The sequence below is a fragment of the Zymobacter sp. IVIA_12111.31 C1 genome (assembly GCF_047495495.1).
Lineage (GTDB): Bacteria > Pseudomonadota > Gammaproteobacteria > Pseudomonadales > Halomonadaceae > Zymobacter.
Window position 1 is genome coordinate 771,157 of record NZ_CP179930.1, and the last position, 19,882, is coordinate 791,038.

Sequence of the window (19,882 nt, forward strand, 5' to 3'; positions counted from 1 at the left end):
GGGACACCTCACGGTGTGCTTGATCGCCCTACGTGGGGGGAAGTGCTAGCGATGAGAGAGAACGGCTCCGTTCGGAAGGGCATAAGCCAGAATGCTTTCCGTATGGAGCGTTCAGGTGCGGTACGCTGTCAGTCAGATCAATCCGCTTGTTTGGTTGCCGATGGCCGGTAGCGGTGCATGAGCGCAATGGCCGATTTTGTGGCCAAGCCTACCAGCAGTATCACCGTTGCCAGAGACAGAACGCGGGCGATGAAAAAGGGCGTGTGGTAGTCGGTACGCACTGAAAATCCGTAGGGGTATATCGTATCGACGTCCTGTACCTGACCGCTTAAGGTGAGTGTGCCACTGTAATGGTGAGCAAGGTGATTGAGGAAGTCATCCCAGTCGCGGTGGCCTGTCGGTGCCGGGAAGCTGTCGCTAGGCGCAGCCAGTTGCAGAGTAGGTTTGTCCTGACGTATCGCGGTCTCGCCGTTGAAGTACTTGAGTTCATAGTGATCGAACGAGCGGATGAACCACGGCGTACGGCGATCCTGGTGGGCCAGTATGGATCGAACCCCATCAACATCCTTCTCATGTTCTTTGCTCAATACATTTTCGAGAATGGTGTGCAGGATCTCGCCCAGATGGCCGTCCAGCACGATGTCGTTAGGATGATCACGATCCAGCGGTGTTGAGAGGTAATCGCTGGTCAATATCTCTATCGCTATACCGTAGGCTTCGCTGCCCATACGGTTTTTGAAAGGTTTCAGTGCGCGTGCTGTAGCCCTGGGATCATGTACGATGTATTGAGTTTCCTGCGAGACCTCGACGGGATAAGCCGACATGCTCATGTACGAGGGCCTAATTTGCGTCGTGGGCAATGTCTTAGCGTGTATGTCGTCGTTGCCTTTCTGCAGTGCCGCCAGGGCTTGATGACGTTTGGGATCCTGGGGCAGGGAAAGTGGGATGGGAGCTTCTGGCTGTAGACTGTTGCAGTCGGGCAAGTCGTCCTGCCCCAATATACACAGCACGGGCAGTGCAGAGATATCCAGTACATCGCCAGCGGCAGGCGTATAGGCCTGCGCTTCTTCCAGCGTGCGCAGGGTGACACGGCGAGGGCCGTCAAAGGCCTCGCTTACATAGGTGTACGGTGCAAGCAGGGAGGTGTTGGTGATCAGCGCCACGGCCAGAACCAGCAACGTTGCGCCCAGAAATAGCGGTGTAGCGAACAGGCTACGCCGTGTTCCTTTGAGCACGCTCTTGCCATTGATGGCGATCACCTGGCGCTTGGGCGTGAGGTCGAGACTCATCACTTTGCCCAGATCACTATCAGTGAAGGTGTCACTGGCACGATTGAGCGTAGAGATGCTCAAGTTGCCGATGCTCAGCGTGCGCAGTGTGGGGTAGCGAGGGTGAAAGCGGCCCATTCCGAGACGGCCTTGGACGGTCTTGATCTGAGGGCGAGGAATCCAGCGCGAAAGGGTAGCCCAGCCCACCAATGTAGCGGCCAAGACGATAATGCACAGCAGTGATAGCGCATCTTGCGAGCTGGTGAACGATCCCCCGCTCCATATCAGCAAGCCGCCCGCTATCAGGGTCAGCAGACCCAGAGCGTACTGGAGTAGTGGGCCATAAATATAGAACGCTTCTGTGAGTGACATCTTTCGAGCATTGATGACGGCAATACCGCTGACGTCCTGTTCCGGCACGGCGTCTGTCTGGTCCCCTAGGCGGCCATTGTCATGCGATGATGCATGGTCGGCATGGGGGCGTTGCTGCTCGCTGCTCACGTCGCGTGACGTTTCCGTCTCTTTTTCTTCCGCCCCTTCTTTATTCGTTTTTGCCGAATCAGATCCGGTCAGTTGTTCAGAAATGATCTCTGCCTCTTCTACCTCCGTCATGGACATGGCCGTTCGTGTTTCTGGAACGTTAACGGGGGTTGCCGAAGGCGTTGCCTGTTCTGAAGAGCCGTGATCCGTCTTGAGATCGACATCTTCTTCGCTATCGTCGCGAGTGCCTGCCGGTAGATAAATGCCTTCGACCGGAGTGGCCGCCGGTGTCTCTTCCTGTGGCGGCGGTGTGTAAAGGTCTTCCTGTGGCGAAGCGATGGGGCCTACCGGATGATACTGGTGCTCAAAGTCTTGGATCGCTTTGTCACTATCGAAAAAATGTTCGATGAACCCCGCGCCTTCTACCAGTGAATAGCCATTGATGGCGACGACAACGGGCAGTTTATCGGTAAGGACGAATTCGATCTCGCACTTGGTGCCCTCTAGCCCTTCCCATATCGGCGGCAGGTTGAAGCGCAGCACACCTGCCTGACAGAAACGATACTGACTGAAAAAGCGTTCGATGCTGCATATTTTGAAGACGACATGCGCACCATAGACGCGATCGCTGATAAGCGACCAATCGCCTGACCAGCCATCATTGCGATAGCCGTAGCCACCGAGAAGCTTGGTGTAGTTTTCGACCGAGAGGGACAGGTAGTAGCTAAGCGCGTTACGCTCGTCCGCCCGCAGTATACGGTATGCGCCATCGGCACATATCTTCTCCAGCAGTTTACGATGTCGTATGCGTGGATAGCTTATGTTGAAGAACAGGATCGTTGCGAGAGCGACTATCGCCGCTGCGACGATAGCGATCATACTTAATAGTAGTTCCATAAGATTCCCCCTGAGCGAATTGGATGTATTGAATGAAGTGAAGCAATGCCATAGGCAATAGAACATGCGCATGGCTTATCTGAATGAAGGCCAATCGGTGGTGATATACGCTGGGCCTGCATGACTCATTTGTTCTTCTTGAGAGAACGAAACGGTAATAGTGTATCGAGCTCAATAACATAGAGGGGCTAGGTGTGGTGTCGCAGTGTGCGTTCTACCGATAGGATATGTTTTATACCCTGTCGGTGATACCTGCTTATTTCATTGAATGCTATAGCTTTTTATCAAAAATAGGTCAGTGCGGATAATGATGATGCCTGTTTAGGTTGCGGTTCGCGAATCGTATGTCATGCCCCCTTTCATTTATGTAGGACGTCATTGGCACGGGCACGGGTCATACCTGCCATACCCTATATCATCGTTATCGAATGGTAATAAGTGCGTGCTTTGTCCTACCGATATACATATGCGCTTACATAGTCATCGACCGTGCTGTACACGCAAAAGAAGTGCTTCCAATGCCTGATAGAAGAGTGACGGGGGGATATACCGCCGTCGTGAGTGGAGATGCCCATCGGAAGGTATTATGCCGCACGGATGTACCGCATAATGGCGGCGCATTTATAGAACAGGCGCAAGTGATACAACTCAATAATCACCTCTGACACGTTATGCGTCGTGGCAACGGAAATGGGCCTGTGGGTTGCGCCTTCTGCTCGCCATGACGACGCCTGTCGGACAAGTGCTGTCGATAGCTATTCTTCAAGGGACATCATGATCAGGTTTATTCGTGTCCAATGGGCATTCAGGAGGGGGATGACATGTTAGGAATACCACCACATGTGCAGTGGGTCGTGGGGTGTGTGGTCGTGCTGCTGGCGGTCGCCAGCGTGATCAGTATCGCCATGGTGAAGCTGCAGCCGCAGCATGACCATACCGAGCTGCGCCAGCGCATCCGTTCTTGGTGGTGGATGATCGCGCTGCTGTTTATGGCTCTGCTGTTCAACAGGACCGTAGCCATCGTGTTCTTTGCGGTGCTCAGCTATCTCGCGCTCAAGGAGTTCTTTTCCATTGTGCCGACGCGGCTGATGGATCGGCGCGTGCTGTTCTGGGCCTATCTGGCAATCCCGGTGCAGTATTTGTGGGTTGGTATGGGCTGGCTGGCGATGATCAGCATCTTCATACCCGTCTATGTGTTTCTGTTCCTGCCTGTACGGATGCTGCTGATCGGTGAAACCCGAGGATTCATTCGTTCGGCAGGCGTGATTCACTGGATGGTCATGCTGGCGGTCTACTGCCTGAGCCACCTAGGGGCATTGCTGATGCTACCGGCCACCAATGCGCAAGCTGGTTATGTCGGACCGGTGCTGTTCGTGCTGCTGATGACGCAGCTCAACGATGTGGCGCAGTACATCTGGGGCAAATCGCTGGGGCGACACAAGATTGTACCGAAGGTCAGTCCGGGCAAAACATGGGAAGGCATGGTGGGGGGCTGTATCACCATCGTGATCGTGTCGGCGTTGCTGGGGCCGTGGCTGACCGGATTGAGCGCTGCTATGAGCGCACTTGCGGGGGGCCTTATGGCGGTCTGCGGCTTCTTCGGTGATGTGGTGATCTCCTCCGTGAAGCGTGATCTGCAGATCAAGGATACAGGGCGTTTGATCCCCGGCCACGGCGGGCTGCTGGATCGTCTAGACAGTCTGATTTATACCGCTCCAATCTTCTTCCATTTCTATCACTATCTGGGCGGGGGGATCGCATGAAGACGCGTCTGCTCAAGTGCCTATTTTTCGTCGTACTGGTGCGCCCGCTGGTCATTCTGTTGATCGGGTTGAACGTGTATCACCGTGAGCGACTGCCGAAGGACGGGCCTCATGTGGTCATCGCCAACCACAATAGCCACCTCGATACGATGGTGCTGATGAGCCTGATGCCGTTGCGGCTGCTGTGGCGCACGCGCCCCGTGGCCGCTGCTGACTACTTTCTGGCGAACCGGTGGCTGTCGTGGTTCTCGCGCAACGTGCTCGACATCATCCCCGTACAGCGCAGGGGCCGTGCCGGGCAGGCGCATCCTCTGCAGGGCTGCTTCGATGCGCTGGACGCGGGTAATATTCTGATCCTGTTTCCGGAAGGCAGCCGTGGGCGTCCCGAGCAGATGCAGCCGCTCAAACGTGGCATCAGTCATCTGCTGCGCGATTATCCGCAGGTGGGGGTGACGCCCGTGTTGCTGCGTGGCCTAGGCCGAGCGCTTCCGAAAGGCGAAGCGCTACTGGTGCCGGTCAACTGTGACGTTGCGGTGGGGGAAGTGTTGTACCTTGAGGGTGATGAAGACGCATTTATGACCGCCATTGAGGAGCGTTTCCGGCAGCTGGCACCGTTGTGCACGGCAGGTGTTTGGCGGGATCAGACACCCGAGTAGCGGTTTATCTCTACGGTGAATACGGTGTGAAGGGTAAGCGGTGAGCCGTATTCTGCTGGCCGTACCGAGGTGATATCTACGGCTAGCGTTTGGCCTCATACGTTTCTGGTACCAACATGAAAAGGCCCACCGATCGGTGGGCCTTTTTTCGTCAGGGACGAGCGTCATTCACTCGCTGTCGATGTGCAGTGCTGCTGGTGTACGTCGCTTGCGGCGCGAGCGGAAATCGAACTCTGGCTCGCCAGCCATGATCGACCCGTAGGGGAGGATCTCGTCGATGACCTCGGCCAGCTTGTAGGTCTCGATCATCTGACGTTTTACCTCGGCAGCATTTTTGTAGGCCTGCGGCAGTTCTGAGGTGTCCAGCATGCCCGAGAAGCTGCGGATATCAACGTGCTGTGGTAGCTGCGGGTGCGGGTAGCGGCGTTGGAACTCGCTGCGGCTCATATTGCGGCCCGCGCCGTGAGGCAGGAACCCTAGGCCATTCTCTGCGCCCGTGCCGCGCGTGACCAGTACCGGCTCGGCCATGTTCATCGGCACCAGCGTGCGTTCGTAGCCTTCAAAGCCCGGCGTCGCGCCCTTGGCGTGATAAAAAAGATCACCACGTTTGAAGACGAAGTTGTGTTCGTTCCAGAAGTGGTCGAGTACCTCAAGTCCCAATGCCTGCTGGATGAGGTCGTGGATGCGCTTATGGTTCTCGTACGTCCACTGGCGCACGATTTGTAGGGCATCCCAATACTGCTGGCCTTCTGGTGTATCGAACGGTATCCAGGCCATGTCGCCCGCGTTGACGCCGCGCGCCAGCGGACGGCGATCGCGTACATCGTCAGGCGCAATATGGGCCGCGAACGAACGCGCTGTCGCCATTCCTTGCTTGTACAGCTTGGCCCCCAGCGAACGCGAACCGTGGTGCGTCACTACGCAGACTTTGCCGGTCTTGCGTGATGTACCAACGAACAGGAAATGGTTGCCGTCGCCCTGAGTGGCGAAGTCGCGCACGGCGCTGCCCATCAGCGAACGCGTTAGCGGGTTGGCGTCCAGCAGTGCTACCAGTTCATCCGGCATTGGCTGCGGTTCTGGGCGTGCCGTTGGGCCGAAATGCGTCACCTTCATAGCGGTATCCAGCACCGCTGCGGCATCCTCGGTATCGAACTCGGTCAGGCTCATCGAACAGCAGACATCTGCTGAATGAAAGGCCGGATGGATCGCATTGCGCGCAGCCACTACACCGCCAACGCAGATGGTGCCTGCCGGGCAGGCATCCGGCATGACCGCACCGGCCTTGACCGTTGGCAGGCGCATCAGATGCGACATGACCGTCACCACCTGCTGGTAGTTGTCGGCAAGGTAATGGCTATCGGCATCATCCGTGGAGGCTTGGCGTTCTAGGTTAATATGGAACGGGCTAGGAGCGCTGCGCCAAGTGTTTTTTCTGAACCTCGGCGAGTCCAACAGCTGTGTGATGATGTCGCGTACTCGTTCATCCGACAGCTCACCTTCTTCGGCGGCAATAGCGTTGATCTGTTCAAGTGCAATGGGCATCCAGCGATCGTAGGTATAACCGAGCTGGCGAATTAAATATGATTTTGTATAGAGCATTTATTATCTATCCCTGTTGCCGCTGTTATTTTAACGCGGCTATTCACTGCATATTCATTAACACTATTATAATGAATGGCATCCGGCATCATACACGTCGTTCAATGTAATCCCTATATATTCTCTCCCTATATAAAGAAAAACCCGCTCCTATAGAGCGGGTTGATCTCACTGATGGTCTACGGTCAATTATCAACCGTTCTGCTCAATACCTTGCAGATACCATTTTTCGTTCGGGCGCTGTTCGCGAATCAGGTGCCACGTTTCGTTGAACTCTTGTTCCTGACCCTGTTCACGGATGACACCGTGGAACAGTACCGTCGCTTCGTCCTGCTGGCCGATGCTCTGCACGTGGCCCATCTCGACGAACAGACGCACGATCTCCGTGACGTTGTTCTCGGGCTGCTTGCGGCGCTCGGCGTTCAGCACGTTATAGAACTCAGGCGTCACGTTGTCCTGGATGCTGGCCATATCGTTGGCATCCCAGGCTTTCTGCAGACGCTCGAAACGCTGGCGCATCTCGTTGAGGAACGGTTCGCGCTGGAAGTCGGCCGGTACGGTCGTGTCGGTGACGGCACTCGGGGCATCATTTTGCGAAGCATCGTTCTGGTAGCCCTGCGGCGCAGCGGCATTCTGGTTCATGCTGTCGTGCTGGCGCGAGTAGCTGTCGTTCGGTGTGCTGCCGAACGGTGAGGCGGTGCCGTGCGTCGAAGACGACGTTGCCGCTGCCGCTTCACGGCGACGCTTGAGGAAGCGGTAGCCGAAGTAGGCGATGGCCGCGATGATCAGGATATCGAGGATACCTGGCATGCTGAAGTGGCCGCCAAACAGCATAGAGGCCAGCAGGCCACCGGCCAAGAAGCCGGCCAGCGGACCCATGAAGCGAGACAGGCCGCCACGCGAAGCATTCGCGGCATTGTTTGCTGCGTTAGGGCGTGCCGCGTTCTGCTGTGCCGCTGCGCCACGGTTACCGTAGTTGCTGTTCGAGTAGGATGAACCCCCGCCGATGGAACGGGACATCTTGCCCGATGAGCCGCCGCCGCCGAAGCGTGCCGCGTTGGCCGCTTCGATTGTCGTTCCGAGCGAGAGCAGGGCGACCATCAGCGCGATCATGATATGACGCATTTGTCGTCTTCTCCTGTAGTGATGAAGCAGGACCGTATGTCGCTGCTTCGGATGACCCTGCGGCCCAGGCCGCGCGGTCGTCGTTCTGTCGTTCGATTCGTTCTGTGTTCGATAGTGTCAGCCTAGCGTGTGAACACCCATGTGTCGCTGCTGGAGTGTGCCGCTGAGTACTGATACCCCATACCGTCGAAGGCTTTGAGCTGTTCCGGCTCATCAAGCCCTTCGCGGATGATCCACGCCGCCATGGCACCGCGTGCCTTCTTGGCGTGGAACGAAATGATCTTGAACTCGCCGTTCTTCTCGTCCTTGAACACGGGCGTAATAAGGCGAGCACCTAAACGTTTGACATCGACGGCCTTGAAATATTCGTTGGATGCCAGGTTTACTAGTATGTCGGTATCGGCATCCTGCATGGCCTGTCGCAGTGTGTCGGTAATCACCGAGCCCCAATAGTCGTAGAGCGTACGGCCTGCCGAGGTGGTCAGCCGCGTGCCCATTTCAAGGCGATAGGGCATCATCAGATCCAGCGGGCGCAGTACGCCATACAGACCGGACAGAATGCGCAGCTGTTGCTGGGCGCGTGCGATCTCTTCTTCACTGAAGCGCAGAGCGTCCATACCGGTATATACGTCGCCGGTGAAAGCGAACAGGGCCTGCTTAGCAGGGTGCTCGTCGTCACCGAGCTGGAACGGGGTCTGCCACTGGGCGTAGCGCGTAGCATTGAGCGCTGCCAGCGTGTCACTGATCTTCATCAGTGCTCCGATCTCCGCGGGCGCGAACTCACGCAGGCGGTCGATCAGCGGCTGGCTCATCTCCAGCAGCGATGGCTGAGTGTATGCAGCCGTCGGGGCAGGTGTAGTGAAGTCCAATGATTTTGCTGGCGAAATGACGCAGAGCATGTCCCGTTACCTGTCAGGAAAATGAGCGGCAAGTGTAGCATTTATGCCTCTCTCTCCATTATCGAATATCTTGATGCGATTGATAGGAATTAAAAGCGTCGTTAAGGCTCGTCACAGATGCTTAGTGCGTGGTGATCAGCATTAGTGATAGGAGAGGGCGGTCCATACCCGATATACGCGGATGGGGACGTTATGATGAGAGATGGTTTGAAAACGGGTGGGAAGCCGTGAATGAAAAACGCCGAGCGGCATGGTACCCGCCCGGCGAAGCCTCGATTGAATCATCCGAACCTGTTTTCGGCCGCGGAGTAGGATCACTGTAGGGCTACGTTGACGCAGGCCGTGCGGGCTATGCGATCACGGCAGACAGGCGGCGACCTGTGGGTAGTGTTCGTCGATCCAGCGACCGATGGCATTGTCGCCGCACAGGTGGTGAGCGTACTGAGTGTGCAGGCAGCGGACCTGCGTCCAGTTGGCGATACCGCCTACGCCACGTTCCTTCAGCAGCGTATCGTAACCGCGGCGTTCGACCTCGGCCTTGACGTCATCCGGCATGTAATGCCAGCGCTGAGCGACATAGTCTTCGTGGCTGCGGTGGTACTCGGCCATGAACTCGGGGTCTTCGGCCAGCATGGCTTCCAACTGCTTGATCACGCCGGCCGCTTCAAGATGCGACAGTTCGATCTTGAGTCGATCGCTGCACAGCCAGTAGAGGGTAGGGAACGGCGCACCGTCCACTAGGCTCTGCATGCGCAGTACCAGCGGGGTACCTTCGCCATCTTCGGCCGTCACCGCGTCGATGCCGCGGGGTTCGCGACCGATCTGCTCGCGAATCAGCGCCAGCTGACGTTCATCGGGGGCCTGATCAAGGGTGATGACCATGAATGTTCACTCCGTGTGGTGAGACTGAATAAGCGCCGAAGGGGGCACTGCAAGCGGCAATGTTCGGGCAAGGCCGCGCCCTTCGAAAGGCAGCGCGCATGGTAGAGGTCGCGGCGCGTGACGGCAAGCGCAGGCCTGCCGTCACGTGCATCCGTTCAGAAGCGTGCGATCTCGACGATGTCCGCGTGGGTGATATCGACCAGATCCTGCGGCGCGATGCCGATTTCCAGTCCGCGCTGCCCGCCACTGATATAGATCTTGTCGAAGCCCATCGCTGAAACATCCAGCAGGCTGGGATGCGGCTGGCGCTGGCCCAGTGCACTGATACCGCCAACCTTGTAACCGCTGGCGCGCTCGGCCTGCGCTTGCGGGGCCATCTGGACGTTCTTTACGCCGAGGGCGCGTGCGACGGCCTTGAGGTCGAGCTTGGCCGCGACCGGTACCATCGCGGCGACCAGTGTGCGGTCATGGATCACCATCAACGTCTTGAAGACCTGCTCGGGGGCCTGTCCCGTCGCAGTGACCACGGCCTGCCCATAGCCGTCCTCGTGCGCCTGCATCGTGTATTCGATCAGTTCGTAAGGAATGCCGGCACTGTCGAGCGCGCGGGTAGCGGGCGTGGTTCTGGCCATGATCGTGTCTCCTGTCTTCGCAGAAATAAATTAACGTCAGCGTCTGGCTGACCGACGCTATGATACCGCGTCAGAGGCGCTGTGCCTGCATGTCCTGCCAGCCTATCGGCAGCGCATCGCTCAGCACGCCCTGTAGGTGTTCCGGCAGCGCGCGACAGGCATCGTCAACGGATGACCACGGGCGCAGACGCAGCCATAGGTACGCCCATGCTGCCTGCTCTACTGCGCTGTCGGGCACCGGTCGAGAGGGCATTTGGACGATCAAGAACAGCAGGGCTTTCAGCAGCCACAGCGGAGGATCGTCGCGTTCGCCACTGGCCCATTGCAGGAGCGTTTCGGGAGCGGGCAGTTCGACGGGTGGCTGCCCCAGATCGGCGATGCGGGCAGTGTCCGCCAGCATCATCAGCGAGCGCTCATCGGTCGCTGTAACGTGTGTGCGCCAGCGCTGAATCAGTGGCGCAAATCCTTGCCGTGCCAAGGGATAGAACTTGGCAAACGTAGGGGCTTCGGGCATGGTAAGGAAACACCTCTTGTCAGCGGCCTGGTTGTTGCTCTTGTTCGATGGCCTGGGGAAAAGCGGGTGATGGCACGAGCTGCCTTGAGGCCGGTCATATAGCGACAATCCGGTCCATGGGCCGCCGTGCACGACAATAACACCGAGAGTACCGATAGCGTCGCTGCGGTACTCGCTTCAATGAGGATGCATCATGGGCGCAGATTTCTCGACCCGTATCGACCGCCGTGAGGTCACGAGTACCAAGTGGCAAACCTACGATGATGATGTGCTGCCGTTGTGGGTAGCCGATATGGATATTGCAGTACCTGACTGTGTTCAGCAAGCACTGACCCAGCGTATTGCCCATGGTGTCTATGGCTATGCCAACCCACCGGTTGCCATGCGCAGTACGTTGTCCGAATGGAGCCGCAGCCACTATGACTGGGCGATCGAGAACGAGTGGCAGCACTGGCTGCCGGGCGTCGTGCCGGCACTGCACATCGCGGCGCAGGCACTGTGTGACGCTGATGAGGAAGTGTTGGTGATCACCCCGATCTACCCGCCATTCCTCAAGGTCGCCCAGCACACCCAGCGTCGCATGGTAACGGCGCCGATGGCTGAACCCAGCGAGGCTAACGGTCAGCGCTGGACGCTGGATTTTGAGGCCATGGAACGTGTGGTCACGCCGAAGACACGCCTGCTGCTGTGGTGCCATCCGCACAACCCCACGGGCCGTGTGTTCGACGATAGCGAGCTAGCTGCGCTGGCAGCGTTCGTTGAACGCCATGACCTGTTGGTCTGTTCCGACGAACTGCACTGTGACCTGATTCTTGACGGTACAGCACACCGCCCATTCGCCAAGAGTGCCCCGCAGATCGCGCACCGCACTATCACGCTGTGGGCCGCCTCCAAGACATTCAATATTGCGGGTCTGACCTGTGCGTGTGCCGTCATTCCTGACCCAGCACTGCGCAGCCGTTTTGCTGCGGCTTGCGAAGGCTGGATGCCTTCCCACAACGTGCTGGGTATGGTTGCGACCGAAGCAGCTTATCGTGACGGTGAGCCGTGGCGTCAGCAGCTGGTCGAACATCTGCAGGGCAATGTGGCGCTGATCCAGTCGTATGTCGATCGCTGGCCCAACGCGCGTTTCCTGCCGCCGCAGGCAACCTATCTGGGGTGGATCGATCTGCGTCAGGCCAATCTGGGCGACAACCCTCAGCAGACGCTGCTGAAGGACGCGCGGGTTGCGCTGTCCGACGGTGCCGATTTCGGCAACCCGGGGTTCGTCCGCATCAACTTCGGGACGACTCGCGATATTTTGGAAGAGGCGCTCCAGCGCATTGACCGCTGCATTGCAACGCGTCAGCCGTAAGCGCAGAAACGATTCGCGGGAGCTAGGCCGTGGCGGTACGGTTCCCGTGAGTCGAGCATTTCCTCTGGTATGAAATGACAAGGCCCCGTGAATGGAGAGCGTTTCGCTTCACATTCACGGGGCCTTGTCGTCGTGCACTGACCGCGCTCTGAGTTACGGTGTGCGCCTCAGTACAGCAGGGCGAACATGCGACGGCGGTACTGTAGCGTCAGCGGGTGATCGTTGCCGAGGGCTTCAAACACTTGGATCAGTAGCTTACGAGCAGCACCGTCATCGTGTGTGCGGTCGGCCTTCATGACCGACAGCAGGCTTTCCAGCCCGTCGTCATACTGGCCGTCCGCGATGGCGCGCAGCGCACGCTGAGTGCGCGATGTCAGGTCGTCGGCATCGCCCAGTGCCGCAATCTCTTCTGGCGTCGGCGCTTGGCGGGCGAAGGTCAGCCGAGCCTTGACCGCACGGGCGTCAGGAGTGGCCTGATCTTCTTCGGACAACGAGGCCAGTACCTGTTCGGCGTCTTCCAGTGCATGCGTCGCGACCAATACACTGGCCAGACCGATGCGCGGTGCGGGGTCTTCCGGTGCGGCTTCAATCCACTGTTGATAGAGCGCCTGTGCCGTAGCCGTATCGCCTGCCGCCAGCGCGGCTTCTGCCAGGCCTTTCAGATCACCTTCCGCGCTTTCGGGGGCTTCAAGAAATTGACCCAGCCATTCGCGCAGTTTGTGCTCGGGCTGGCTGCCTTGGAACTGGCCGTACATCTGCCCTTGAACGATGAGCTTGACGTCGGGCACTTGCTGAACGCGCAACTGCATGGCGATCTGCTGCTGCTCTTCGATGTTCAAACGTGCCAGCGTGAATGCGCCTTGGTACTCATTGGCGATCTTTTCGAGCGACTGCATCAGCGGTGCACAGTCGGGGTGTCCCGGCATCCACGACACCAGCATGACCGCCCCTTGCATGGACCCTTCCAGCACCACCTGCTGGAAGTTGTGCATGTCGATGTCGACGATGAACGGAGATGCGCTGCTCGCTGGAGCAGCACCGGTTTCCGTATGAGGGGTGGAGGACGCGGCGCGTATGGGCATGCCGGTACGCGGGTCGATGATCTGCATGGTCTACCTCGCCAGATGTGTCAGTGCCGATGGTGTGGCCTTCCATCATCGGCGGTCATGAGAAGAGCTGATGGGGGCAGTGATGTCTGAATTCAATAGCCAGCGCATGCGGCGGCCAGCGTCAGCGCTTTATGTCTTGCGCCGAGCGGGCGCCCACGCCGCGGGCTGGCTCCACAGTTGCTGCGTCAGGTAGCTGCGCCACGGCGAGGCCCGCTGGGGATCGAAGTCATCGGCGGGGTCCAGCGCTTCCAGTGCCTTGCGGATGCCTAGATCGCCGCCGATCCACATATCGCTGTCGCCGCGACCGCGCATGGCCGCGCTGTTAACCGTCCACGGCCCGATGCCTTTCAGCGCGAGCCACTGCGCGGGATCATCGGCGTGTTCGCCCGCTTCACTGTACCACTCGACAAAGCGTTTCAGCGTATCGCGGCGCGCATTGACCATCGGCAGCACGCCAAGATCGGTGTGCCGCAGCGCTTCGACGCTCGGAAACAGAAAGCGCATGCCCAGCGGTGTGTCGATGGGGCGGCCTGCGGCTTCTACCAGCGTATTTACCAGCTTGCTGGCGGCACCTACCGAGATCTGCTGGCCGAGAATGGCGCGAACACCGGCTTCGAAGGTCGACCACAAGCGCGGAATGCGAAGCCCTTCGACCAGTGGCAGATGAGGGAAATGATGGTGCAGGTGCCCTTCGATCCGCCGTGGAGAGCTGTCTAGGTCAAGCATGTGACGGATCTGTTCGATCACAGCATTGGTATGCTCGGGACGATCGAGCGCCAGTTCGACATCGAACCGCGCATGCTGTGGCACGACACGAGCGCAAAAGTAGCCGTGAGTGCCGTCGAGTTCGAACGTTCTTCCCAGCGCATCTTCCGTTAGCCATTCCTGTGCAGGAACGGGGTGTGATCGATAGAACGCGCACAGCAGCGGCCATGCATAGGGCGGTTCATAGGGCAGCGCATGCGTCTGGACCGTCAGCTGGCGGATCGAGATCGGTGAGCGTGAGGTCATGGCGACTCCTTGAGCACAGAGCGAAAGGGAAGGCACTGAGCGTACCGGCGAGGGCAAGCCTCTGGTCGACATGAGCGAAGGTGGCTATTGCACGCCTATCATTCTGCTCATGCCTTTCTATGCTAGAAATAGCTCACGGCATTCTTATCCCGCGAGACCGGCGGTGCCGATATGACGGGCGATGAACGCTCATAGACCGAGACTGTCATAACGATAGCACCATCCGGTTGTGCGTCGCGGGTCACATCGACACGGTTTTCCTTTACCATACGTACACTTTAGCCGTGATTCATCCTCTGCCTGCAGCAGCACGGCCTTCCCATCTTCCGTGACCTGTGACCTTCCGGCATGGGCACCCTGTCCTTCTGGCGAGATTTCGATATGAGCGACATCATTCATCGCAAACTGATCATCCTCGGCTCCGGCCCAGCGGGATATACCGCTGCCGTTTATGCTGCGCGTGCCAACCTTGAACCCATGTTGATCACCGGCATGGAGCTGGGCGGACAGCTGACCACGACCACCGACGTCGATAACTGGCCCGGCGATGCCGAAGGCGTGCAAGGACCGGAACTGATGCAGCGCATGCAGCAGCATGCCGAGCGTTTCGACACCGATATCGTCATTGATCAGATTCATGAAACCGTGCTGACGCAGCGTCCGTTCGTGCTGCGCGGTGATGCGGGCACCTATAGTTGCGATGCGTTGATCATCGCGACAGGCGCAAGTGCGCGCTATTTGGGGCTGGAGTCTGAGTCACGCTTCCGTGGTCAAGGCGTATCCGCCTGCGCGACCTGCGATGGCTTCTTCTACCGTGGCAAGGAAGTCGTGGTGGTGGGTGGGGGCAATACGGCGGTCGAAGAGGCGCTGTACCTCTCCAATCTGGCCTCTAAGGTCACGCTGATTCACCGTCGCGATACGCTGCGCGCCGAGAAGATTCTGCAGAACAAGCTGTATGAACGTGCCGAGAACGGCAATGTCGAGCTGCTGTGGCACCATGAGGTTGATGAAGTGCTAGGCGACGATACGGGAGCCACCGGCGTGCGTGTCAAAGATGTGCGTACAGGTGAAACGCACGATATCGAGGCACCGGGCATCTTTATTGCCATTGGCCACCACCCCAACACGCAGATCTTTGACGGCCAGCTGGCAATGAACAACGGCTATCTGGAAGTGGCGTCTGGTGCGCAGGGCAACGCGACACAGACCAGTATTCCCGGCGTGTTTGCGGCCGGTGATGTGGCCGACAGTATCTACCGTCAAGCGATCACTTCGGCGGGCAGTGGCTGCATGGCCGCGTTGGATGCCGAACGCTTCCTTGATCATCTTGATCCCAGCGTATCGCATGCTTGAGGCTGCTCGCCTGTGAGCGATGCACACGAATGACAAAGCGCCCGAGGGAGATCATCTCGGGCGCTTTTTTGTAGCGGCGCGCGCAGAAATGCCGTCATGGCGCATCACTGGGTGCGCAGGCTGAAATGGATCTTAACAAAGGGTCAGTAGTGTGGCGGACGTTCATCTTCCAGTGACGGCATGGGAGAGAAGCGGTTCTGGGTCTCCCCCTGTTCACGCAGACGCTGCTGAAGCAGGGCATTCATACGTTCAAGGCGTTCGATCTGACGGCCCTGTTCGATGACGGTGCGATCGAGCGATTCCAGCCAGTCTTCCTGAAAGGCGAGACGGGTTTCGAGGGCCTCGATCTGCTCCAGAAACGAAGCAGGCAAAGCATCTTGAGCCATGTTATATTCCTTCAGAACGCGCGGTTTAGGCCGTGTGTATGAGTGAGCGAGCAGGACGGTATCGCCCGAATGACTACAATGATACTGCATCGCCCAGGAGTTGTGATGAGGCTCCTGAATATCCTGCTGTACAGTGATTCCTCATCATATATGTGACTTCATCAAGAGAATGAGTGTGCCATGAGTCTGAAAGCATTAGTTCGCTGTTTTATTATCAGTATCCCACTTGCCCTTGTATCACCGCTGCTGATGGGACTGCTGGTCTCCATTACCGGTGACGAAAACGCATACACCGTTTTCCTTAACCATTATATCTGGATTGTCATTGCGGCTTTCATCCTGCTGTTGATTGCCACCTTTGCCGTACAGCTGTTCAGCCCGCGTCAGTCTTCCATTGCTGAACTTGAGAACGATGACCGCGAGACCGGTATGGTCAAATGGTTCAACGTCAATAAGGGGTACGGGTTCATCACGCGTGACAACGGTGAAGACGAAGACGTCTTCGTTCACTTCCGTGCCATCCGTGGTAAAGGGCATCGCACGCTGGTCGAAGGACAGCGCGTGCGCTATTACGCCATCCGCAACGAACGTGGCTTGCAGGCTGAAGACGTGACCGTCATCACCTGACAGGCAACACCGCAGTAAAAATAAACCCTGCGACCGAGAGGTCGCAGGGTTTTTTCGTTATGGCGTGAGCCATGAACCGGGCGTACTCACTGCCAGAGCAGTGTGCTTTCTTCGCCGTTGATAAGGCGGATATAGCATTCTGGCTCTTCGCCTGGCAGCCAGCCGCCCGGCGAGCAACGCACTTCGCCGCCAAGTGCGGCATGCAGGGCACGGGCACAGTCGATGTCGCGCGGCCACGGGGTCGCATCGCTGTCCATCGACAGGCTAGTGAACCCGTCCGCTGCCTTTTCCATGATCATACAGGGAACGACGGCACCGCCTTCGCCGCGGCCTTCACCGCGCCAGTGGCCCTTGCCTGCGGGCGTCAAAGTAGCCTGCAGGGTGTCCTGCAGCCATGCCTGCAGCGCATCAGTAGTGATGCCCTTGACGTAGACTTCGATATCGGGGAAGCGCTCGATGCTCATCAGAGCCTCCTTAGGCCTGATCGGCGAACAGGGTAGTCAGAATGCGCTCGTAGACGCGGCTTAAGGTATTCAGGTCGTCGGCGAGAATGCGCTCATCGACTTGATGGATCGTGGCATTGACCGGTCCGAGTTCGATGACTTGTGTGCCCAGCGTGGAAATGAAGCGACCGTCAGAGGTCCCGCCACTGGTCGACAGCACCGGCGCACGCTGGCATTCCGCTTCGACGGCATGAGACACCGCATCCAGCAGGCGACCGGGTAGGGTGACGAACGGATTGCCCGACAGCGACCAGTCCAATGTGAATGACTCGCCTTCGACCAGCCCATGACGTGTCAGTACCTCAGCAACGCGTGCTTTAAGTTCGTCAGCCGTGAAGGCGGTCGAGAAGCGGAAGTTGAAGCGGGCCGTCAGCTCACCCGGAATAACGTTTTCCGCGCCGGTGCCCGAATTCAGATTCGAGATCTGGAAGCTGGTCGGTGGGAAACCGTCATGACCATCGTCCCACTGGGTGCGGGTCAGTTCATCCAGCGCACTCAGTGCCATGTGGATTGGGTTGCGGGCCTTGTGGGGGTAAGCCACATGTCCCTGCTGCCCGATGACGGTTAGGGTAGCGTTCAGCGAGCCGCGACGGCCGTTCTTGACCATATCCCCCAGCGTGTCGACGCTGGAAGGTTCACCGACGATGCAGTAGTCGAGTTGTTCACCGCGGTCACGCAGTGCGTCAACGACCATGCGTGTGCCATGGATCGCCGGGCCTTCCTCATCACTGGTGATCAGAAACGCCAGACGTCCCTGATGGTTGGGATGTGCCGCCACGAAGCGTTCGACGGCCGTGATCATCGAGGCCACGCTGCCTTTCATGTCTGCCGCACCGCGGGCGCGCAGGTAGCCTTCCTCGTCGATAGTCGGCTCGAAAGGCGGTGTTTGCCACTGTTCGACAGGACCGGTCGGCACGACATCTGTGTGCCCCGCAAAGGCCAGCGTGGTGCCGGTGCCGCGGGTCGCCCACAAATTGGTCACCCCACCTTCAGCCAGTGTTTCCAGCGTAAAGCCGCACGCTTTCAGGCGATCACCGATCAGCTGCTGGCAGCCGGCGTCGTCCGGTGTGATCGACGGGCGCGCCAGTAGATCGCGTGCCAGCGCCAGTGTCGGTGTGTCGTCGAGCGTGGGAGCGGTGGGGTGTGTCATGCGTAGCAGTGTCCTGTGTCGGTCGATCCGTGGATCAGTTATGAGCGTGCAGCGATTTGTTCAATGCAACGGCCGTTTTGTTGGTACGGCATTCGAGGCGGCCCGTCTGCGAGTGGCGCAGGAACAGTAGATCGTCCTGCCCGGCCAGTTCGCGAGCGGCAACGATCTTGGCGACTTCACCAGTGCTGTCGAGTACGGCGACCTTGGCACCCGCAGTGATGTACAGACCAGATTCGACCGTACAGCGGTTGCCGAGCGGAATGCCGATCCCGGCGTTGGCACCGATCAGGCATTTTTCACCGACCGAAATGACCTGCTTGCCACCACCGGACAGCGTACCCATAGTGGAAGAACCGCCACCCAGATCGGAGTGTGCGCCGATGAAGACGCCAGCAGAAATGCGGCCTTCGATCATGCAGGGGCCTTCGGTGCCCGCGTTGAAGTTGCAGAACCCTTCGTGCATGACCGTCGTGCCTTCGCCCAAGTAGGCGCCCAGACGCACGCGGGACGTATCGGCAATACGCACGCCAGTCGGCACGACGTAGTCGGTCATTTTCGGGAATTTATCAACGCAGTCGACGGACAGCGTACGGCCTGCCAAGCGCGCTTTCAGCTGGCGAGCCGGCAGTTCTTCGATGTCGATGGCGCCTTCGCTGGTCCATGCAACGTTTTTCAGCACGCCGAACATGCCGTCCAGATTGAGGCTGTGCGGGCGGCTCAGACGATGAGAGATTAGCTGGAGCTTGAGGTAGACCTCAGGAACGCTCTGCGGTGCTTCGTCTGCCACGATGAAGGTCGCGACCAGCGGACGCTGGCTGTCTTCGAGGGCTTCGACGAGGTCGATGAGCGGCTGCACTTCCTGTTTCAGTGCGGCATCGTGGGTCAGCGCGGCCAGAGCGGCCAGAGCGCTCGCCAGTGCCGGGCACTGTTCCTGATGGACGCTGATGTTGGTGGTTTTGGTGATGGTGACGTCCAGCGCACGGGCTACCGCGGTAGTGACGGCTTCGGAAGGCGACAGCAGCGGTGCCGGGAACATCACTTCCAGCCATTCGCCCTGCAGATTCTGTGTACCGATACCTAGTCCAAGACTCAACATTGTAATCGTTCTCCTGAAGCCACCGTGTCGTGATCGAGCGCCGACGCGGTAGGCAATGTGGCGTGAAAAGGGCTTTCTGTCAGTGACGCCGCGAAAGCCGCGAATTCATTGAATGTGGGCCGTGAGCAATGCGCTCAGGCCAGCGCCGAATAGCGCGCGTCGTCGATGCCGACGATTACGTCGCTGTCCGTCACCAGTAAAGGGCGTTTCAACAGTGTGGGGTGCTGGCGCAGCAGGGCTCGTGCCTTATCAGCATCAAGCGCTTCACGGTCAGCGGCATCCAGCTGACGCCATGTCGTGCTGCGGCGGTTGAGCAGCGTTTCCCACGGCACCGTGGCCATGAAGTGAGCCAGTAGCGCACTGTCCAGCAGGCCTTCTGCATCGGTAGCATCGGCGCGCAGGTCGATGAAGCGGTAGGTAACGCCGAGTTCATCCAGCAGGCGGCGGGCCTTGCGGCAGCTGTCACACTGCTTGAGACCATACAGCGTCGGAAGAGGATGAGGCACTGTCATGCTCGGACTTCTCTGATCGAATGGGTGGAGAAGGCAGCGCGATGGGCTGCCTTCTGACGTTCAGGT

At 58.5% G+C, this 19,882-nt stretch carries 19 protein-coding genes; 5 read left to right on the forward strand and 14 right to left on the reverse strand.

The window, feature by feature from the left end:
• Nucleotides 1-137: 137 nt before the first annotated feature.
• Complete coding sequence (locus ACMHYW_RS03460) at nucleotides 138-2,645, reverse strand: IgaA/UmoB family intracellular growth attenuator (RefSeq protein ID WP_414500904.1); 2,508 nt, start codon at nucleotides 2,643-2,645, stop codon at nucleotides 138-140.
• A gap of 821 nt (nucleotides 2,646-3,466) precedes the next feature.
• Between ACMHYW_RS03460 and ACMHYW_RS03465 the strand changes: the two genes are divergently transcribed.
• On the forward strand, nucleotides 3,467-4,408 hold the full coding sequence (locus ACMHYW_RS03465; RefSeq protein WP_414500905.1) for a phosphatidate cytidylyltransferase: 942 nt from the start codon (nucleotides 3,467-3,469) through the stop codon (nucleotides 4,406-4,408).
• Nucleotides 4,405-5,064, forward strand: a complete 660-nt coding sequence (locus tag ACMHYW_RS03470) for a lysophospholipid acyltransferase family protein (protein ID WP_414500906.1) — start codon at nucleotides 4,405-4,407, stop codon at nucleotides 5,062-5,064. The genes ACMHYW_RS03465 and ACMHYW_RS03470 overlap by 4 nt, the downstream gene beginning before the upstream one ends.
• A gap of 168 nt (nucleotides 5,065-5,232) precedes the next feature.
• Here ACMHYW_RS03470 and ACMHYW_RS03475 read toward each other — a convergent pair whose 3' ends face one another.
• The 6 genes from ACMHYW_RS03475 to ACMHYW_RS03500 form a co-directional block, all read right to left on the reverse strand.
• The gene (locus tag ACMHYW_RS03475; RefSeq protein ID WP_414500908.1) at nucleotides 5,233-6,606 is read right to left on the reverse strand and encodes an RtcB family protein; all 1,374 of its coding nucleotides are present in this window, start codon (nucleotides 6,604-6,606) and stop codon (nucleotides 5,233-5,235) included.
• 249 nt (nucleotides 6,607-6,855) lie between these two features.
• On the reverse strand, nucleotides 6,856-7,788 hold the full coding sequence (locus ACMHYW_RS03480) for a Tim44 domain-containing protein (protein ID WP_414500909.1): 933 nt from the start codon (nucleotides 7,786-7,788) through the stop codon (nucleotides 6,856-6,858).
• A gap of 122 nt (nucleotides 7,789-7,910) precedes the next feature.
• Nucleotides 7,911-8,687: a peroxide stress protein YaaA gene (gene yaaA / locus ACMHYW_RS03485; protein ID WP_414500910.1), complete on the reverse strand. Its 777-nt coding sequence runs from the start codon at nucleotides 8,685-8,687 to the stop codon at nucleotides 7,911-7,913.
• 357 nt (nucleotides 8,688-9,044) lie between these two features.
• Nucleotides 9,045-9,569, reverse strand: coding sequence for a DUF501 domain-containing protein (locus ACMHYW_RS03490; protein WP_414500911.1), 525 nt, complete (start codon nucleotides 9,567-9,569; stop codon nucleotides 9,045-9,047).
• Between the two features lie 155 nt (nucleotides 9,570-9,724).
• Nucleotides 9,725-10,201 (reverse strand): Cys-tRNA(Pro) deacylase, encoded by a 477-nt coding sequence (gene ybaK, locus ACMHYW_RS03495; protein ID WP_414500912.1) that lies wholly within the window; start codon nucleotides 10,199-10,201, stop codon nucleotides 9,725-9,727.
• Between the two features lie 70 nt (nucleotides 10,202-10,271).
• Nucleotides 10,272-10,715, reverse strand: a complete 444-nt coding sequence (locus ACMHYW_RS03500) for a hypothetical protein (protein ID WP_414500913.1) — start codon at nucleotides 10,713-10,715, stop codon at nucleotides 10,272-10,274.
• A 193-nt stretch (nucleotides 10,716-10,908) separates the two neighbouring features.
• On the opposite strand from ACMHYW_RS03500, the gene ACMHYW_RS03505 reads away from it, so the two are divergent.
• Nucleotides 10,909-12,069 carry a MalY/PatB family protein gene (locus ACMHYW_RS03505; protein WP_414500914.1) on the forward strand — a complete coding sequence of 387 codons (1,161 nt, stop codon included), beginning with the start codon at nucleotides 10,909-10,911 and terminating at the stop codon, nucleotides 12,067-12,069.
• Nucleotides 12,070-12,236: 167 nt separating this feature from the next.
• Here the strand turns inward: ACMHYW_RS03505 and ACMHYW_RS03510 are convergent, their stop codons facing one another.
• Nucleotides 12,237-13,178: a tetratricopeptide repeat protein gene (locus tag ACMHYW_RS03510; RefSeq protein WP_414500915.1), complete on the reverse strand. Its 942-nt coding sequence runs from the start codon at nucleotides 13,176-13,178 to the stop codon at nucleotides 12,237-12,239.
• 129 nt (nucleotides 13,179-13,307) lie between these two features.
• Nucleotides 13,308-14,189, reverse strand: coding sequence for a DNA-3-methyladenine glycosylase family protein (locus tag ACMHYW_RS03515; protein ID WP_414500916.1), 882 nt, complete (start codon nucleotides 14,187-14,189; stop codon nucleotides 13,308-13,310).
• Nucleotides 14,190-14,570: 381 nt separating this feature from the next.
• On the opposite strand from ACMHYW_RS03515, the gene trxB reads away from it, so the two are divergent.
• Nucleotides 14,571-15,542, forward strand: coding sequence for a thioredoxin-disulfide reductase (gene trxB / locus ACMHYW_RS03520; RefSeq protein WP_414500917.1), 972 nt, complete (start codon nucleotides 14,571-14,573; stop codon nucleotides 15,540-15,542).
• A 143-nt stretch (nucleotides 15,543-15,685) separates the two neighbouring features.
• Here the strand turns inward: trxB and ACMHYW_RS03525 are convergent, their stop codons facing one another.
• On the reverse strand, nucleotides 15,686-15,928 hold the full coding sequence (locus ACMHYW_RS03525; RefSeq protein WP_414500918.1) for a SlyX family protein: 243 nt from the start codon (nucleotides 15,926-15,928) through the stop codon (nucleotides 15,686-15,688).
• A gap of 180 nt (nucleotides 15,929-16,108) precedes the next feature.
• Between ACMHYW_RS03525 and ACMHYW_RS03530 the strand changes: the two genes are divergently transcribed.
• A complete protein-coding gene (locus ACMHYW_RS03530; protein ID WP_027705291.1) occupies nucleotides 16,109-16,555 on the forward strand; it encodes a cold-shock protein in 447 nt (148 codons plus the stop codon).
• 86 nt (nucleotides 16,556-16,641) lie between these two features.
• On the opposite strand, the gene ACMHYW_RS03535 is transcribed toward ACMHYW_RS03530, so the two are convergent.
• From ACMHYW_RS03535 to ACMHYW_RS03550, 4 genes are all read right to left on the reverse strand, one after another.
• Nucleotides 16,642-17,019 (reverse strand): hypothetical protein, encoded by a 378-nt coding sequence (locus ACMHYW_RS03535; RefSeq protein WP_414500919.1) that lies wholly within the window; start codon nucleotides 17,017-17,019, stop codon nucleotides 16,642-16,644.
• Nucleotides 17,020-17,029: 10 nt separating this feature from the next.
• Nucleotides 17,030-18,208, reverse strand: coding sequence for a succinyl-diaminopimelate desuccinylase (gene dapE, locus ACMHYW_RS03540; RefSeq protein ID WP_414500920.1), 1,179 nt, complete (start codon nucleotides 18,206-18,208; stop codon nucleotides 17,030-17,032).
• Between the two features lie 34 nt (nucleotides 18,209-18,242).
• Nucleotides 18,243-19,304: a 2,3,4,5-tetrahydropyridine-2,6-dicarboxylate N-succinyltransferase gene (gene dapD, locus ACMHYW_RS03545; protein WP_414500921.1), complete on the reverse strand. Its 1,062-nt coding sequence runs from the start codon at nucleotides 19,302-19,304 to the stop codon at nucleotides 18,243-18,245.
• 134 nt (nucleotides 19,305-19,438) lie between these two features.
• Nucleotides 19,439-19,816 carry a Spx/MgsR family RNA polymerase-binding regulatory protein gene (locus ACMHYW_RS03550; RefSeq protein ID WP_414500922.1) on the reverse strand — a complete coding sequence of 126 codons (378 nt, stop codon included), beginning with the start codon at nucleotides 19,814-19,816 and terminating at the stop codon, nucleotides 19,439-19,441.
• Nucleotides 19,817-19,882: the final 66 nt, after the last annotated feature.

Coding starts and splice junctions, on each gene's coding strand:
- ACMHYW_RS03500 (WP_414500913.1), bottom strand. CDS start 10,715: ATGCCCGAAGCCCCTACGTTTGCCAAGTTCTATCCCTTGGCACGGCAA.
- ACMHYW_RS03465 (WP_414500905.1), top strand. CDS start 3,467: ATGTTAGGAATACCACCACATGTGCAGTGGGTCGTGGGGTGTGTGGTC.
- ACMHYW_RS03460 (WP_414500904.1), bottom strand. CDS start 2,645: ATGGAACTACTATTAAGTATGATCGCTATCGTCGCAGCGGCGATAGTC.
- ACMHYW_RS03550 (WP_414500922.1), bottom strand. CDS start 19,816: ATGACAGTGCCTCATCCTCTTCCGACGCTGTATGGTCTCAAGCAGTGT.
- dapD (WP_414500921.1), bottom strand. CDS start 19,304: ATGTTGAGTCTTGGACTAGGTATCGGTACACAGAATCTGCAGGGCGAA.
- ACMHYW_RS03535 (WP_414500919.1), bottom strand. CDS start 17,019: ATGAGCATCGAGCGCTTCCCCGATATCGAAGTCTACGTCAAGGGCATC.
- ACMHYW_RS03475 (WP_414500908.1), bottom strand. CDS start 6,606: ATGCCCATTGCACTTGAACAGATCAACGCTATTGCCGCCGAAGAAGGT.
- dapE (WP_414500920.1), bottom strand. CDS start 18,208: ATGACACACCCCACCGCTCCCACGCTCGACGACACACCGACACTGGCG.
- ACMHYW_RS03510 (WP_414500915.1), bottom strand. CDS start 13,178: ATGCAGATCATCGACCCGCGTACCGGCATGCCCATACGCGCCGCGTCC.
- yaaA (WP_414500910.1), bottom strand. CDS start 8,687: ATGCTCTGCGTCATTTCGCCAGCAAAATCATTGGACTTCACTACACCT.
- ACMHYW_RS03530 (WP_027705291.1), top strand. CDS start 16,109: ATGAGTCTGAAAGCATTAGTTCGCTGTTTTATTATCAGTATCCCACTT.
- ybaK (WP_414500912.1), bottom strand. CDS start 10,201: ATGGCCAGAACCACGCCCGCTACCCGCGCGCTCGACAGTGCCGGCATT.
- ACMHYW_RS03480 (WP_414500909.1), bottom strand. CDS start 7,788: ATGCGTCATATCATGATCGCGCTGATGGTCGCCCTGCTCTCGCTCGGA.
- ACMHYW_RS03525 (WP_414500918.1), bottom strand. CDS start 15,928: ATGGCTCAAGATGCTTTGCCTGCTTCGTTTCTGGAGCAGATCGAGGCC.
- trxB (WP_414500917.1), top strand. CDS start 14,571: ATGAGCGACATCATTCATCGCAAACTGATCATCCTCGGCTCCGGCCCA.
- ACMHYW_RS03470 (WP_414500906.1), top strand. CDS start 4,405: ATGAAGACGCGTCTGCTCAAGTGCCTATTTTTCGTCGTACTGGTGCGC.
- ACMHYW_RS03515 (WP_414500916.1), bottom strand. CDS start 14,189: ATGACCTCACGCTCACCGATCTCGATCCGCCAGCTGACGGTCCAGACG.
- ACMHYW_RS03490 (WP_414500911.1), bottom strand. CDS start 9,569: ATGGTCATCACCCTTGATCAGGCCCCCGATGAACGTCAGCTGGCGCTG.
- ACMHYW_RS03505 (WP_414500914.1), top strand. CDS start 10,909: ATGGGCGCAGATTTCTCGACCCGTATCGACCGCCGTGAGGTCACGAGT.